Genomic DNA, 16,694 nt, shown 5'->3' with positions numbered 1-16,694 from the left:
CGCAAATCATAGATCGATGTCTGCGAAGCGTTACGCAAACTTGTGTAACTACTTATGAGGTACAAACCGTAACAGACTATCCATGTCATTGCCAATACGATCAAAAAGTAGAAACAGGAACAGTCTGCACAGTATCATTCAACATGGGCTGGTGCGATGATATGAATCACGATGTGTCTCCGACTGTTGAGGGCACGTATGTAGGCGAGGCACACAGTGGCGGAGCAAGTGGTGGAGCTAAAACTCCTGCGAAGAAGCCGGTGGTCGTGATACCAGATGATGATATTATTTATGATAACGTAAAGTCTCCTTGTTTAAGGACGGCTATTAAGAATCTGGTAAATAAAGATTTGACTAATGATATAAATAAAGGTATACTAAGTATTTTTGGCACCAATCCAAATATGAATCTGTACTTTGAAGAGGATGCTGGTTTAGGTAAAAAACCTGGCACAACACGTGTAACCAATGAAAAGAACCCGTTTAATGTTACTATATATTTGAACCCCAATTTTATAAACTCATCTTCTGAGTACATGACGGCTGTTATCTACCATGAAGCTATTCATGCATATTTAGATGCAAATAAGGAGGATCGAGATAAACTTGTCCAACATGTTATGATGGCTCACGAGTATATAGAATGGTTAAGTAGTGCATTGAACGAGGTATTTCCATTGCTTTCGGCTAAATCGGCCAATGCTTTGGCACTGAGTGGGCTAGGAGATGTAATGCGAAATAATCCTCCTTATTTCGAATCTCTTGTTCAATCCTACGGATTTGCTAATGTTGAGGAGGTAACGTCAATAATTGAGGGCTATCGTAATGGTATAAAAGGATCTACATGTAATTAAATCACATTTTAGAGAAATATGAAACTATATATCGCGATCTCCATATTCTTAGTTGCCTATTCATATTCATTCAGCCAAAAGATTGAATATCCAAAGTACAAAGGCACTCAAAATTCATTTCAAAACTATGTTTTATCGGAACTATTAAAAGCGGATTCATCGTTTGCGAAAACCTGCGATACCAGCCTCGGGCTTGTTCAATTTTACATTAGTAAGAATGGTGATATCAAGGCAATAGAAGTATCATCAAATATACCGCAAGAGATTCGAGATAAATTGCATGAGATAATTTTAGCTTCTAAATGGAGCATTATGAAAATCAATAACAAAGCAATTGATAGTTTACCTATCATACTTCCTATCTATGTTTCTATTGAGCTTGGGTGCAATGAAGACGGTTATATGAACCGTGTTTATGGATTAGAAAAAGATTTTAGAGAAATGCTGTCGAACCCAAAGGAGAAAGAACTTGTTAACTGTCTCCTATTAGATCCATTTACCTACGTAGTGCCGGCTGGCTTTCAAGATTTAAGCCCTGGGAAAAATTGAATCCATCAGGTAAAATATAGCTGGATTCGGCAGTATCATGGAATATGATCCTGCTTATTTTAATGAATTGATATCGAGATATGGCCTTGATTTGGCCTCACTCATATCAATCACTAATAAATACTATGATAGCTCGGCTGGAACAAAATGTACTTTATGAGAAGATTTTTTTTTATAACCCTCCTTTCTTGCCAAATATTTCAAGGAGTGGCTCAGACCATTTTAAAACCTCAGTTTAAAGATAAGGAAAACCTGTCATTCAGGGATTACCTCTATAGAGAGTTGGTTAAGCATAAGGCTTTGCTAACAACTCGATGTGAACGGGTCACTGGCTCTATTCAAATTATGCTCGACAAGGATGGTAATGTTAGATCTATCTCTGTTACAGGAGAAATGACAGATACACTTCGCCAGACACTAAAGGAAATCGCGTACTCTTCCAGAAAATTATGGACCCCCATGGAAATCGAAGGAAGAAAAATAGATAGTTATCCCATTGTCTTATTGATGTCACTTCATTTAGGCGAAGGTTGCAGTAGTAGCCGTGAAATGATATTGAAAGCCATTAAAAGTGATTTTAGCAAAGCACTTATTAGTGAATCTGGAAATGAAGATACCGGGCTTTGCTTCCTTTTACCACCATTGATTGTTATCTGGGATTATATTCCTACTGACATTGGTTTTGAAAAGAAATAGTATCTCTTTACGGTAAATCATATTAAATTCTCTCAATAGAGCTAATCTTGTTGGTTGTTTTGTAAGCAAAGTGCATCTGCACAAATAAGTATTCAATACTAACGAAAGCAACAGGCCCAGGTTCACCAAAGCTTTAAAATATACCCTCAGGGTACAATCTCGCTTCGCAACATAAAACAAAAGCCAGTGGAGGTTCCACTGGCTTTTTAATTAGAATTGAGAGTATCTAAAATTTACTTCTCCGGATTCAACACCACCTGTACATAATTTTTTGCATCCAGGTATTTGTTGGCGGTATCTTTAATGTCTTTTACTGTAAGGGCGCTTATGCGCTTTTCATAGCTCAATACGTTGGTGGCATCGCTGCCGTATTCTATACTTTGAATGATCTGGCGGGCCCAGAAGTTGTTGTCTTTGATGTTTACCTCGTATTGTTGCTTCCAGGTTTCTTTTACTTTGTTGAGGTCGGCTTCGGTAGGGCCATTGGCTTTTATCTTGTCAATCTCGGCCCACGCTGCTTTTACCAGCTTGTCAACATTTTCAGGGCCACAGGGGAAGCTTGCTCCGATTGAGTAATTGTTATACGGAAACTTGTTGAGGTTGCCGAACATGCCACCGCCATATACTCCGCTCAGTTCTTCGCGCAGCGATTCGATGAGTTTTATATTCAATACTTCGATCAATGCCTGAAGCTTTAGTTGCTCGCTATCCGAGTAAGGGGCTTCTCCATTCCAGAACAGGCGAATAAGACTTTTCTGTTCAGTGCCTTTCTTCACTTCTTTTGTCATCGGTCCTTTTACAGGGCGAAGTCCAACGTCTTTAAAAGTATAGGTCTTTCCTGTAGCCGGTAAACTGCCTAGATACGTAGCGATCAGCGGTTTGATCTTGGCGATATCAAATGCACCCACCAATACAAACGTGAAGCCTGTAGCATCACCGAAACGTTCCTTATAGATTTCCAACGCACGTTGTTCATTGATCCTGCTAAAGGTTTCTACTTTGGGCACCCGTGGCGACCACGCGTGGTTTCTGTAGAGTATATGGAACACAGAATCCTGGAATGTAAACTGCGGATCGGCCGCCATGTTCTGGTACATAGCTTGCTGTTTGGCAACGAACGACTGAAACAATTCATCGTCTTTGCGTGGCTTGGTGAAGTATAGATTGGTAAGCTGAAGTAATGTCTCCACATCGGTAGCGCTGGACTGCCCGCTTATACTTTCAGATATAGTACCTATACGTGGTGCTACACTTGCATTTTTACCAGCCAATACTTTGCGCAGGTCTATCGGTGAGAATTGATCTACACCCATCTGCGTAACAACAGTTGAAGCAAACTCGGCATTGTCGCGGTCTTCTGCGGGGTAAAGATATTGCCCTCCGAAACGCGTGCCGGCAAAGATCACCTGGTCGTTCTTGAAATCAGTTGGTTTGAGAATCACTTTTACATGATTGCTTAATGAAAGCTCTGTCAAGCCGAGCTCTTTATTTTCTTTTTCACTGATGATGGTGCCAGGCGTTGGTGTTTTCTCCATCAGTGAAGAGGCAATGGCTTTTTCTTCGTATGGTTTTACTTCTGCTTTGGATGCATTTTCGGTTAACGCCAGCAGTTCATCGCTGGAAGGAAGTTTGAAATCTGCTTTCTCGGGGCCTGTTAATACAACAAGTTTACTCGCCCCCGCAGGAGGAATTGTTTTCGCTGCATATTGATTTACTTCATCCAACGATATGCCGTTCAGGTATTCCTGATAATAGGTATACTCAGTTTCTATACCTGGTATCGGTTCTTTCTCCAGGAAGTTATCGATATACTCTTGGGTGAGCGTTTCAGATTCAGTCTTGTCACGCTCGTTATAGGCGCGCTCCATGGTTTTCATCATGGTCTTCTTGGTGCGGTCAAGTTCGGCTGGAGTAAAGCCAAATTTGCGGGCGCGTTCATTCTCTTGCGCTACAGCGGCAATGGCTGGTTCTACACCACCTTTGCCTAACACAGCATACGAAGTATAGGCTTCATATCCACGCACAAATCCTCCCTGGCTGCTGCCACCGAAAATAAACGGAGGATTGGCAGTTTGCGTAAGCTCTTGCAAACGCTGGCTAAGCATACGGGTGAATAGACTGCGCACCATCGATGTACGATAGTCGTTTACTGTTGTTTCTACCGGAGCCTTTTGTGTGGAATAATATATCTGTATTAAATGGTTGGTAGCTTCTTTATCCGTAACAACAACCGCTTCTGACTGTTTGCGGCCTGGTACCGGTATATCTGTGCGCGGGCGTTGTTTGGTTGGGTTCTTAAGTTTTGTGAAGTGGGCTTTAATATAGTTCTCAGCTTCTGTTACGTCCAAGTCGCCCACCACAACAACGGCCATCAGGTCGGGGCGATACCAGTCTTTATAGAAACGCTTGATAGCATCAGATTTGAACGTTTTTAGTATATCATCTTTACCGATGGGTAATCGATTTGCATACTTCGATCCTTCGAGTAATTTGGGGAGATATACTTTCTGCATGCGCTCCTGTGCTCCTTTTCCCAGGCGCGACTCTTCTAATACAACGCCACGTTCTTTGTCAATCTCGCTACCCTCAAAAGCAACGGTGCTTGCCCAGTCTTCCAGTATCTGGAATCCCTTCTCTACATTTTCTTTTTTCTCCGTAGGGATTGGAAGAATATAAACGGTTTCATCAAAGCTTGTATATGCGTTGAGGTCGGCACCAAATTCTACACCGATCGTTTGCAGGAAAGATACCAGATCATTTTTCTTGAAATTCCTGGAGCCGTTAAAGGCCATGTGCTCTGTGAAGTGTGCGAGGCCTTGCTGATCATCATCTTCGAGAATGGAACCGGCATTGACTACAAGGCGAAGCTCTACTTTCTTTTCAGGACGTTGGTTCTTCCGTATATAGTATGTGAGTCCGTTAGCAAGTTTGCCAATCTTGACATTGGGATCGACTGGTAATTTTTGACTTAGCTTGCCCTGTGCCTGCAGCGAACCGCAGTAAAGAAACAGGAGAGCTGCAAATAGGATAAATCTTAATGGAGATGTTTTGGGATGCGCCATGCAACAAAATATTTAAAGTATATTGGATTCGGAACGATGATGCGGTACAATAGTGTATGCCATGGAGATATAGTGAAGACTATATCTCTACTGATGATTGTGCCATTTGTGTTGTATGAGCTGCAGCATTTCAGGATGCACATGACTGTTGCCGGCACAAAGCTCGCCTCCGAAAATGAAGTTATTACCACCACGGAAATCGGTTACAGTACCCCCGGCTTGTTGTACTATAAATGTACCGGCCGCTACATCCCACGGGTTGAGATTATATTCAAAGAATCCTTCCAGGCGACCGCAGGCAACATAGGCCAGGTCGATTGCTGCGCTACCCAGCCTGCGAATGCCGTGCGACTTCTCCAGAAATTCTTTTATGATATCGAGGTATACATCTTTTTTAGCAGAGTGATAATATGGGAAGCCGGTGGCCAGCAAACTTTCGCCCAGTGTTTTAACAGGCGATACACGAATTACCTGGTCGTTGCAATAGGCCTGGCCACCTTCAATAGCGTGGAAGCATTCCTTGCGAATGATGTGGTATACATCACCTAATATAGTTTGATCGCCGCGGGTTAGTCCTATACTGATGGCAAAGATGGGCAAGCCATGCAGGAAGTTAGTGGTGCCATCGAGGGGATCGATGATCCAGTTATACTCTTTCTGTTTTGATTGTTCTACGGTTCCTTCTTCTGTTATAAATCCGGCTTCGGGCAGTATCTTGTGAAGAGCAGCAACGAGCTTTCGCTCGGCTTCTTTATCAACATACGATACAAGATTATTGAAACTGTTTTTTTGTTCAATGCGTGTGAGGTCAAAGCTTGCGCCTTCTATACGGATAAACTCACCTACTTCTTCACAGATAGCGTTAACATTGCGCTGAATATTTTTAAGGTCTATCGCTGCCATGGTTTGTGTTCACTTTAAGATGGTGAATATAAGGATGCTTCCCGAAACATGCTTTCTGCTCAGGATATTAATTTCCCGATGGCTTATTATTTTTCTGCAAACGGATAAGTATAGCGTGCTACGCAGAATTGTTATACACACATTGGGGGATCAGTTCCCCTTACCTTGTACAACGACAACGATCTCGCCCTTTACTTCTTTCGCCTGAAAATGTTTCAGAATTTCTTCGATCGATCCGTTCACGGTTTCTTCAAACATCTTCGTTAACTCCCGCGATACGGAAGCCTTGCGCGCTGCACCAAAATATTCTTTGAATTGCTCCAATGTCTTTACAAGTCTATAGGGCGATTCGTAGAAGATCATTGTGCGCTCTTCTTCGGCAAGTTGCTTCAATAATGTTTGTCGTCCTTTTTTATGGGGAAGAAAACCTTCAAAAACAAAACGATCGGATGGCAATCCGGACTTTACAAGCGCAGGAACAAATGCCGTTGGTCCGGGTAAACATTCTACCTTAAGATTTGCCTGCAACGCTGCGCGGATAATCAGGAAGCCGGGATCTGAAATACCAGGTGTACCGGCATCCGATACAAGTGCCATGGTCTCGCCCTTCTCCATGCGTTCAATAAGGCTCGAAAGGATCTTGTGTTCGTTGAAATTATGGAAACTCTGCAGGGGTTTTACTATAGCATAATGCTTCAACAGAAAGCCGGAGGTGCGCGTATCTTCCGCCAGAATTACATCTACTGACTTGAGTACTTCCAATGCACGAAGTGTTATATCGGCCAGGTTGCCGATGGGTGTGGGCACAATGTAAAGCGATGGCAAAGACATAGCACGCAATATATACCCATGCTATGGGTAATGCATAGTTTAAGCAAAAGAAAATGAATAAACTCTTAGACCAGCTTATCGATTGCGTCCGCGAGTTTACGGTCGCGATCGGTAACAATATTGCCGGCATCATGTGTGGAGAGTTCGAAAGAAACAGTATTCCACGTGTTGGTCCAGGTAGGATGATGATTCATCTTCTCCGCCACGATCGCTACTTTCGTCATGAACCCGAATGCTTCTGTAAAATCTTTAAACGTGAATGTCTTTTTCAGTTTATTGTTTTCGCTTTTCCATTCCATAACACATCCTTTTAGTTGTATAAAAAGGTAAGCATTATTTTTTGGGCGGCAAGGTCTGATTCAATCCATTGCCTAAATATTGATCGTACCAGGCTGTCCAGCGGTTAAGACGATCGATCTGATAACTTGGCACGGCAATGCCGTGAAACTGTCCCGGATACACCACAAATTGCGTTGGCACGCCCAGTGTTTTCAATGCCTGATACATCTGTTCACTACCGGCAGCCGGCACGTTGAAATCTTTTTCGCCCACCATATATAGGGTAGGTGTTTTGATCTTGTCGGCTTTGAAGAATGGATACGATACCTTCATCCACTTGTCAAGGTTCTTCCAGGGTACGCCCAGCTCTTTTTCATATTGAAGCGTATACTGATCAGAGCCATACATCGAGAGTTGCAGTGCGCTACCGGCTCCGCTGGCTGCCGCTTTAAAACGTGTATCGCTAGCCGTAGTGTAGTCGGTTAATATACCGCCGTAGCTCCATCCGCCAATACCAAGACGGTTGGGATCGGCGGCACCAATCTTTACCAGGTGATCTACAGCGCCGAGTAAATCCATTACCTCTTTATTCCCCCAGTCTGCAAAAATTGCCTTGCTAAAGGCAAGACCTTTACCATTGCTGCCGCGATAATTTACATTGGCAACAGCATAGCCTTTGGCAGCAAACATTTGTGATGTGAGATCGAATGAGTAGTCATCCTGTGAAGTAGGCCCGCCATGTACCCATAAAATGAGTGGTAATTTTTCGGATGCAGGTTTACCAGCAGGCCAGTAGAGCAAACCGCCTACCACCGTTCCATCTTTGCTCACTGAGTTAAATCCTTTTACAGCGGCCAGGTTAAGCTGTTTGAGAAAATCGTCATGTATATGGGTGACTCTTCTGGGCTTTCCGCTGTCGAGGGCATATACTTCGTTGGGTGTATGCGGATCGCTGGAGATCAGCACCCAACGATTGTTCATGCCGCCTTGCGGAGTATAGTATACCTGCTCGCCAGTGGTAATGGCTTTGCGATTGCCGGCAAGGTCGAAGGAGTGAATGTGGCTGGTACGATCGTCTTCAACAGCAACATATATAGATTGACTGTCACCTGACCAGTGTGGTGATGCTACATCGCGATCAACTTTTTGCGATAGTAAGGAGGGTGTTCCTCCGGTTACGGATATCAAAGCCAGATAGGGTTGATCATAAATATTAAAATCATCAAAGCGCGATTGCAGGTAGGCTATATATTTACCATCCGGGCTCCAGGCCGGGCTTGTGTCAGCGCCTTTCCATGTGGTAAGCTGGCGAAGTGTGGCACCCTTTACGGCATCCATAATCCATATATCGGTGTTGGCATTGCGGTCTGCATCCGGTGTGCGGTTGCTCACGAATGCCAGTTGCTTGCTGTCGGGCGACCACACCACGTTATCTACATCAAAGTCGCCTCTTGTTAACGTGTCGAGTTTCTTCGTGGCTACATCAAAGAGGTATAGATGCTCGCGCTTGCGTTCGAGGTATCCGTCACCATCAGCTTTGAAATGATAGCGATCCATCACAATAGGAGGCGCTGTTTTCTTTTTATCCTTATCGTCAACTGATTCCTGATCTTTAATGATGAGCGCTATCTTTTTTGCATCCGGGCTCCATATATAGTCGCTGATGCCGTATTTTAATTCGGTGAGTTTTACAGCTTCACCGCCTCTGCGATCGAGCTTCCATAGCTGTGATGATTTAGTCTCGTAACGCGATGAGAGAAAAGTAAGATATTTGCCATCGGGCGACCATCGCGGTCTGTTTTCACCTTCCGCACTGGTTGTAAGCCGCAGCGATTCCGTTCCTTCCCAATTGGTCATCCAGATATCACTGTCATATTTATCTTTCGCGGAGTCAGGCGTAGAAATAACATACGCGATCCAGTTACCATCCGGTGACAGCTGAGGATCGGAAACCGACTTTAGTTTATAAACATCAGAAGGACGAAGGGGGCGCTGTGCAACCGCTGCACATGACAGGCAAACAAGCAGAAGGAGGAGGGTTCGTTTCATGGGTAATGATTTTTTAGCGACAGCTATGGTATATAGCGCTGATTTATACTCCCAGTTTACAAAATTTTATCGGAAAGCAAATGTGATATTGTAGGAATGGCGGCAGGCTTCTGGCTTCAGGCTACTGGGAGTGCGGGTTGCATCTCCGGCTATCAATTGCTATCGGGATGTGTGGGGAATAAAATCCAGTTACACAAAGGAGCGCAAAGAAGGCTCAAAGGTTCACAAAGAAAATGCAGGACTTGTAACGGATAACAATTAACCTGTAACGGCTACAGCGCTACAATGCCTTCGATGTGTGAAGCCTTCACATAGACTTCAATAACGGCCTCGCTGGAGGGCATCATCATTTGCACCGTGATGCTGGTATATTTCCCGTGACTGGATAGTTTTTCGGTAACGGTGTGCAGCGGGAATAATTCTTTTACTTCAGGTTCTTTGCCCGAAGGTACTATAAACTTAAAAATATAGAGCGATGGCCAGGTATAGTGTTGGTCAAGCTTATTTCTGAAATTATCGAGCCACTGTTGATCCATTCGCAAAAAGCAACGCCCTGACCCGGGTGGTCAAGGCGTGCTGTTAAGATTTAAAAAACTTAGAAAAATTTATAGCGCTTGTCTACGATGTCAGATTTTTCTTTGATCGCTTCGGCAATGCTATAGCCGCTTCTGTTCTGGTTATTTTGTTCCAGTTGTGTTTTGTATACGTTGTAATCGTTCAGTGCGGGAGCAATAGTTTTGTTGATCGTTTCGATGATCACTACGCCGTTCTCACCCGTTACCGGCTTGGAACGCTTGCCATTCTCCAACGCGAACGCTGCACCTACTGCCTGTGGTTCGAAACCTACGGTAGGGAGTGCGTTGCTGTTCAGCCTCAAGTCGCTGCTGGTATATACATTGGCATCATTGCCAAAGCCGGCGGCTATTTCTTCCAACGTTCCTTTCAGACCATTGAGTTTCTCTGTGATGATCTTGCTTTTTACTTCGTTGCGTACTGCTACGGTAATTTCATCTTTCACATCTTCGAGCGGACGGTAGCCTTTCTTCACTTCTTTCGTCATAATGGCTACTACGTTTTGATCTTGCAGGTCATATACCTGTGATACTTTGCCCACAGATGCATCGCGGAACAACCACATTACGATCTGGCGGGCTTCACCCAACGTACCGATGCGTCTGTCGCCAGCGTTTACATTTTTAGCTTCCAGTACGGTAAGACCCGATTGTTTTGCTTTTTCTTCAAACTCTTTTACGCTGGAAATGTTAGCGGCAAAAGTTTCGGCTTTGCGGAATGCTTCGTTGGTAGTAGCATCGCTTGGTAATATCTGGCGCTCTACAATAGCGAGGTAGTAAGCTTTGTTGGTTTTTGTATTGGTAACATCAATGAGGTGATAGCCAAATTCAGTTTCTACAACATTGTTCAATACGCCAGTCTTGGTGGCACTAAATACTGCTTCCTGGAACGGCTTCACCATCTGGCCAGCGCTGAACCAGCCCAGGTCGCCACCGCGTGATGCAGTACCATCTTGCCCGAACTCACGTGCTTTCGCTTCGAATGAAGCTCCGCCTTTGATATCTTTCAGAATGTTATTTGCCTTCTCTTTTGCTTCTTTCTTGGCAGCCTCGCTTGTATCAGTCCATTTGATCAGGATGTGCTTGGCGCGGGCGCTGTAAACCGTATCGGTGGCGATTTTGGAAACTTTTACCACTTTATACGTATCGCCATCCAATACAGGGCCGATTACATTTCCTTCGGTAAGCGCTCCCTCTGTAAGGAAAGCAGGCAGTGAACCGATTGAATATTTGGCATAAGGATTCTGACCTTCGGTGTTGGCTGAAGCCGTTACTGAATCTTCGTTTGAAGTTTTGAACTCGTTAACAACTTTTGCAAGATCTTCATTTACAGCAGCAGAGTCGTCAGCAGAAGGAACTACCGGTATGCTTACATAGCGAATATCGCGGGTAGCTTCTGTTTTATATTTCTCTTTGTTCTTGTTGTAGAATGCTTCATAATCAGCATCGGTAACTTTTGCAGCTGAATCGCTGATGGCATAATATGGAACGTAGAGGTATTTTACTTCTGCAACATCGGTAGCGAGGTGGTATTCACGCTCTGCTTCAGCCTTGGTTACATAAGAAGATTTAATGAGCAGGTTCTCATACTTGATGCGCTCGCGGCCTGGCTTCAGATCGCGCTGAAACAATTCCCAGCGTATGCGTGGTTCTGATGTTTCAGGCATGCTCTTGAGCTGGTTCAGGTAGGCTACTACTTTATCGGCCTCAAACTTTCCGGTCTGTTGGTTGGTGAAGGCGCTTTTTACACCCTGATCCACATTTTTACCCTGGATCATATCCCAAACTTCATCTTCTGTAACTTCTACTCCGGCATCGTTGATCTGTGGCTGAATAGCATGACGGGCAATCAATAAATCCCAGGCCTGCTGGCGGATAGAAGGCATATCGCGCTCGCCGGGTTCGCGACCTGTATTCAGGTACCAGTTGGCTTCACGCTCGCGAATAACAGCCTGGTATTCTTCGTAGGAAACTTCTTTTCCTCCGATTTCACCTACTGAATTGCGGCCCCAGTTTAAGATGTTTGATTTTCCGCTAAAGATATCACCCAGAATGAATGCAGTGATCGCAACAAATACGAAGATCACCACCCAGGTGCCCATCTTGCTGCGCAAAGTTCCAATAAATGCCATAAGTAATTTTTAAAGAGCCGCAAATTTAACCCGTTCTGTGTATTAGAAAAACATCTTCTTAAAAAAGAAAAAACGGATCAAGAACCCTGAAAAACAGAATTTTATCGCGCCTTTCGGTTTGAATCACTTTACATCCGGGCTCTGCGATGCAATCGTTCGTTGTGAGGTGCTGTTTGCCGGCCTATTTGCCTTTTTTCTTCCGCAGGTTCAGAATGAAGAACAGCAATAATGTGAGCATAAAAGCCCAGTAAGCCTGGCCAAATCCCAGTACCATAAATTGATGGATACCAATGATGAGGAAAGCCACCGCCAGGGAAAGCAGAAGTATATCAGGAAGTTTCATTTGTAAAATGCATTCAGGGTTTGCCCTGAACGTAGTGGCAAAAGAAAGAAAAATATTCAGATCAGTTTCGCCAGCGTGCTGATATAGCGCTCCGGCACATCGCCTCGTATGGCAGCCTGGTAGTCGTTATAGCTGCAGGGCACAATGCTATTGCGCGAGTAGCGCTCCCGGCCATTGGGGTAGGGCACTTCCATCCACCACTTCTCGCTGAGCTTGCTTTTGTAGAAAGTGATGATCTCAGGCTCTACCGGCATGGATACTGAATATTTGAGGAAATCGTTGCTCCGGAAGTTCTGTTCATTTTTCCGGTGATAGTATCCTTCAATAAAATACCAGATCATCGTAGCAATGACCGATGCTGTTTTCCGGTGCACGTCATCAAACAAAGGATTATACTCATAGAAGCCGAGTGAGCTCAGTTTCTCGTTGAGCCCGGCATACCAGCATATCTGGCAAGCCTCTTCGCCGGTAAGTCCGAAAGGTTGTGCGTTGGCATTGCCCGGTGCATCGGCTGAGCGGATCGCCGTGATATCGAACGAGAGCAGATCGGCATTGCGAATGGTCGGTTCCATCTCCTGCATATTGGTGCGCATCTGCCCGATGCGAAATGCTTCGAAGTATAATTTCTCAAGTATAGATACCGACGTTGGGTCGATCAGGTAGCTTTGATACGCGAGGTGTGTATAGCTGAAAAGATAGTTTGGCTCATGCAGCAACACGCGGTGTATATGTTGGTTGCTGGCACCTTGCTCTTTGTCTTCCAGGTCAAGGAAGGCATCTACGTTAAGGAAGCTTACCAGTTTCTCAAGCGTTTCATAGGCATAGTATTGTCCATAGTCGAGGTCGTGCGAACCACCGAGAATGATGGGCAGCACATTGCTCTCCAACAGCATGCGGCATACTTCACTGATGCGCACATACGTCTCTTCCAGATCGTGTCCCGGTTTAAGATTGCCGAGGTCAACAATTCGATACGCTCCTGTTCCTTTCCTGAGGTTATATAGTTTCTTACGGATCTCATCCGGGGCTGAGGCTGTGCCGGCATTGCGAATCGATCCACGTTCTTCACTCACACCAAACAAGGCAATGTGTGCACCTTTATAGTCGGGCATTTTATCGCCGAATACATTGATATTCTTGAAAACACTGGACGAAGAGCTGATGTTGCCATACAACGACTCGTCTACCGGAGAAAAGAAAATGGTAAGATCCATGGGCAGTCTGAAAAAACTTCGTGAAGATAAAAATTCAGACAATAGAGTCTACTGAATCCTACAGAAGATCATAATGAGTTGTTTTACCGGTTTGTCAGGGCCTGTGTATACTCCCTCTGTCGTTTAACCCCGAAAACCGACCGTCTGTCTTTCTGAACGTTGGTTCTTTCTGTCAATATTGTTCGAAATGCTTTTTAATAGTATATATTTGTTTGATTGTGAGATAATTAATGCCTACTCTTAAACTCCCGCTTAAATATAGTCTCGACCTCAAAATTATAGGGGTGGCACTGCTATATTATCTCTTTGCCCGTCTCGGATATTTCCTTGCATTTGAAAATACTACCGCGTTGCCCGCATGGCCACCTTCGGGTATAGCCTTTGCCCTGGTTATTCTACTCGGACGCTCAGTGTGGCCAGGCATCACCATCGGATCACTGGTGGCAAACATTATGGCGTATTGGAATAATCCGGCTCTCGGTCCACAGACAATTATTACCATAAGCAGTGTAATTGCTGTGGGAAATACACTCGAAGCTGTAGCCGGTAATTATCTGGTAAAAGTCTGGATTCGCGATGTATATCCTTTCCGGCATGCCAAGAATGCATTTCGATTTTTGTTCACGGCGTTGTTTATGTGCCTGGCGGGTGCCGGTATAGGTACAGCAAGTTTATACCTCAACGCTGTTATATCCAGCGAGCATATCTATGAAACACTCATTTCGTGGTGGATCGGCAACGTGGTGGGTATATTGTTGTTTACGCCTTTTATACTCTCTGTTGCCCGTAAAATCAAAATAACATTATCACCTTCGCGGATTATTGAAGTAAGTATTTATTTCATAAGTATACTTGGTATATATCTGCTGCTGCAGGTAGATTACCTCACACTGACCATGCAACGTGCCCTGCCGTTGCTGGCGCTTCCTTTTTTATTGTGGCTGGCGTTCCGGTTTGAACTTATTGTGGCCATTGCCGGTGTATTGATCGTTTCACTCATCTCGATATACTTTACGGTAAATAACATCGGGCCGTTTGTGCTGGCAGGCGAGGCAAACTCTATGTTGCTGCTCCAGATTTTTATAGGTGTGATCAGTATATCTACCATTATACTTTCTGCTACCGTAAAAGAACGCCTGGATGTGCAGCATCAGCTTCGGCAGTTTAATGAGAACCTGGAAGTGATGGTGCAGGATCGTACACGGGCTTTGAACGATGAGATTGGCACCCGGAAAACTGCGGAGGAAAAATTACAGCGCACCAACCAGGAACTCAGCAAGCGCAATACAGAGCTTGATAACTTTGTATACAGTGTATCGCACGATCTGCGCGCTCCCATTGCTTCGGTTTTAGGGTTGATCAACCTGGCCCGCATGGATAAAGATGCAGTAATGAAAGATATGTATCTTGATATGATCAACAAGAGTGCATTGCAGCAAGATCATTTCATCAAGGAGATACTGGATCAGTCTCGTAACTCACGACTCGAAGTAAAGCGCGAAGAGATTTTATTTGAACCGCTGATTGAGGAAACATTCAATCAGCTCAAGTTTGCTACCAGCACGGGTAAATCCGTAGAGCGCATCATTAATATAGAACAGGATGAGCCGTTCTTCTCCGATCGCTGGCGATTGAAAGTAATTCTGAATAACATTATCTCTAATGCTATACGGTATCGCAATGGCAAAGACCCGGTGATAAAAGTAAACGTGAGCATCAGTAAACACCTTGCCAAGCTGGCCATTGAAGACAATGGCAAAGGCATTGAAAAAGAACACCTGCCGAATGTCTATAAAATGTTCTATCGCGCTACTGACGATGGAGCAGGTTCCGGTCTTGGACTATATATTGTAAAAGAAGCCATCGATAAACTTAACGGCAACATCAATATCGAATCGGAAGTAGGGAAGGGAACAACGGTGCAGCTTGAGATACCGGAGATCGTTACCCAACCGATACCTCTATAAAATCACCTTCCTGAAAATAGCGCGAAGCTATATCCAATAACTGATCAGCTTGTACGCTATCGATGTTATGAATCAGATTCTGATAGTAATTTTTGGGAAGCCGGAACATGTGCATGTTCTTGATTTTATCGGCATGGGCAAATGGCGTGGTAATCTCTGCCTGCAGGCTGCCTATAAAATGATTGCGTGCAATTTCAAGTTCTTCGGCATCCACCGGTTCGGTGCGTAAACGCTTCAGCTCTTTGCGAATCTCTTCGAAAGCAATATCAAGATTTTCGTTATTCACATCTGCGCCTATCACCACATAGCTATCGTGCTGCAGCGTGTGGATGGAAGAATATATACCATAGGAAAGGCCTTTTTCTTCGCGGATGTTTTTCATCAGGCGTGAGCCAAAATATCCTCCGAAAATGTGATTCAGAAAAAGTACAGCCGCGTAGTCAGGATGTGAGCGCGCAATAGCTTTTTTGCCCATGCGTATAGACGACTGAACGCTTCCTTCTTTACTCACCCGCTCATGCAATGCATTGACATTGGGGGCTGTTATATTCTTTTCCGGACTTGCTATAAACGAAAGTGATGAGAATTCATCGATAATATTCTGGCGGCTGGCGCTATCAATTTTCCCGGATACAATCACAATAAAATCTTTTCCGAAAGATGTATAGTGATCTATAAGCTGCTCGCGTGTGAGAGTCTGCACTTCTTCAGCCTCCAGCTCTTTACCGTAGGGATGATTTTCTCCGAATAGTTTTTTTCTAAAGAGCTTTGAAGCCTGAAAACTTGTTTTCTCCTGGTTCACCCGCAGATTCTGGAGATATATACTCTTGAGCTGCGAAAGTTCTTTTTCAGGAAATGCGGAATCCTGCAACAACTCGCGGAACATGGCCAGTGTTGGTTGCAGATTTTTTGTGAGCGTATAGAGGGATACAGAAACTACGTCAAGCCCCGGACTTATTTCGAGGTGCGCACCGTATTGATCGAACAACTGCGCTATAGCAAAGCTTTTCTTTGAAGATGTTCCTTTTGAAAGAAGCTGCGCGGAGAAATAAGAAGCCCCCCAGACACGCTCCAGCCAACGGCCGGCTTTTATAAGCACTTCAACGCGGATAACGGATTGCGTTCCGCCTGAAATAAAAAAAATTCTGGCGCCATTTTGCAGCACCAGTTCTTCGGGAAGTATTAATTCAAAATCAGTGGTCCTGGTAAAAGCAGGAGCCGTAGTACGGTTCAGCATCAGAAA

At 44.4% G+C, this 16,694-nt stretch carries 14 protein-coding genes; 4 read left to right on the top strand and 10 right to left on the bottom strand.

Annotated elements, in window-relative coordinates; all coding sequences use genetic code 11:
- The 3 genes from V7Q33_RS05285 to V7Q33_RS05275 form a co-directional block, all read left to right on the top strand.
- Nucleotides 1-854: hypothetical protein (locus V7Q33_RS05285; protein ID WP_333819129.1), on the top strand; the 854-nt coding region annotated here is incomplete at its 5' end.
- Nucleotides 855-872: 18 nt separating this feature from the next.
- A complete protein-coding gene (locus V7Q33_RS05280; RefSeq protein ID WP_333819128.1) occupies nt 873-1,403 on the top strand; it encodes a hypothetical protein in 531 nt (176 codons plus the stop codon).
- Between the two features lie 156 nt (nt 1,404-1,559).
- Nucleotides 1,560-2,099, top strand: a complete 540-nt coding sequence (locus V7Q33_RS05275) for a hypothetical protein (RefSeq protein WP_333819126.1) — start codon at nt 1,560-1,562, stop codon at nt 2,097-2,099.
- Nucleotides 2,100-2,332: 233 nt separating this feature from the next.
- Here the strand turns inward: V7Q33_RS05275 and V7Q33_RS05270 are convergent, their stop codons facing one another.
- The 9 genes from V7Q33_RS05270 to V7Q33_RS05230 form a co-directional block, all read right to left on the bottom strand.
- Nucleotides 2,333-5,161, bottom strand: a complete 2,829-nt coding sequence (locus tag V7Q33_RS05270) for a M16 family metallopeptidase (protein ID WP_333819125.1) — start codon at nt 5,159-5,161, stop codon at nt 2,333-2,335.
- An 87-nt stretch (nt 5,162-5,248) separates the two neighbouring features.
- Nucleotides 5,249-6,064 (bottom strand): inositol monophosphatase family protein, encoded by an 816-nt coding sequence (locus V7Q33_RS05265; protein WP_331974636.1) that lies wholly within the window; start codon nt 6,062-6,064, stop codon nt 5,249-5,251.
- A gap of 150 nt (nt 6,065-6,214) precedes the next feature.
- Entirely contained in the window at nt 6,215-6,895 is a 681-nt protein-coding gene (gene rsmI / locus V7Q33_RS05260) for a 16S rRNA (cytidine(1402)-2'-O)-methyltransferase (RefSeq protein ID WP_331974637.1), read from the bottom strand.
- Nucleotides 6,896-6,960: 65 nt separating this feature from the next.
- Nucleotides 6,961-7,194 (bottom strand): 4a-hydroxytetrahydrobiopterin dehydratase, encoded by a 234-nt coding sequence (locus V7Q33_RS05255; RefSeq protein WP_333819123.1) that lies wholly within the window; start codon nt 7,192-7,194, stop codon nt 6,961-6,963.
- A 34-nt stretch (nt 7,195-7,228) separates the two neighbouring features.
- On the bottom strand, nt 7,229-9,223 hold the full coding sequence (locus V7Q33_RS05250) for a S9 family peptidase (RefSeq protein WP_333819121.1): 1,995 nt from the start codon (nt 9,221-9,223) through the stop codon (nt 7,229-7,231).
- Between the two features lie 272 nt (nt 9,224-9,495).
- Nucleotides 9,496-9,759 carry a DUF493 family protein gene (locus V7Q33_RS05245; RefSeq protein WP_331974642.1) on the bottom strand — a complete coding sequence of 88 codons (264 nt, stop codon included), beginning with the start codon at nt 9,757-9,759 and terminating at the stop codon, nt 9,496-9,498.
- Nucleotides 9,760-9,818: 59 nt separating this feature from the next.
- The gene (locus tag V7Q33_RS05240) at nt 9,819-11,927 is read right to left on the bottom strand and encodes a SurA N-terminal domain-containing protein (protein ID WP_333819120.1); all 2,109 of its coding nucleotides are present in this window, start codon (nt 11,925-11,927) and stop codon (nt 9,819-9,821) included.
- 181 nt (nt 11,928-12,108) lie between these two features.
- Nucleotides 12,109-12,270 (bottom strand): hypothetical protein, encoded by a 162-nt coding sequence (locus V7Q33_RS05235; protein ID WP_331974646.1) that lies wholly within the window; start codon nt 12,268-12,270, stop codon nt 12,109-12,111.
- A gap of 56 nt (nt 12,271-12,326) precedes the next feature.
- The gene (locus V7Q33_RS05230; protein ID WP_331974648.1) at nt 12,327-13,484 is read right to left on the bottom strand and encodes a formimidoylglutamase; all 1,158 of its coding nucleotides are present in this window, start codon (nt 13,482-13,484) and stop codon (nt 12,327-12,329) included.
- Between the two features lie 230 nt (nt 13,485-13,714).
- Here V7Q33_RS05230 and V7Q33_RS05225 point away from each other — a divergent pair, with 230 nt between their 5' ends.
- Nucleotides 13,715-15,451, top strand: coding sequence for an MASE1 domain-containing protein (locus tag V7Q33_RS05225; RefSeq protein WP_331974649.1), 1,737 nt, complete (start codon nt 13,715-13,717; stop codon nt 15,449-15,451).
- On the opposite strand, the gene V7Q33_RS05220 is transcribed toward V7Q33_RS05225, so the two are convergent.
- Nucleotides 15,429-16,688, bottom strand: coding sequence for a M16 family metallopeptidase (locus V7Q33_RS05220; protein ID WP_333819119.1), 1,260 nt, complete (start codon nt 16,686-16,688; stop codon nt 15,429-15,431). The two genes, V7Q33_RS05225 and V7Q33_RS05220, sit on opposite strands and share 23 nt — an antisense overlap.
- Nucleotides 16,689-16,694 lie beyond the last annotated feature (6 nt).

This window comes from Ohtaekwangia sp. (assembly GCF_036786105.1).
Classification (GTDB): Bacteria; Bacteroidota; Bacteroidia; order Cytophagales; family Cyclobacteriaceae; genus Ohtaekwangia.
Note: the sequence above shows the minus strand (reverse complement) of the source record. Positions and strands in the feature narration are given on the sequence as shown.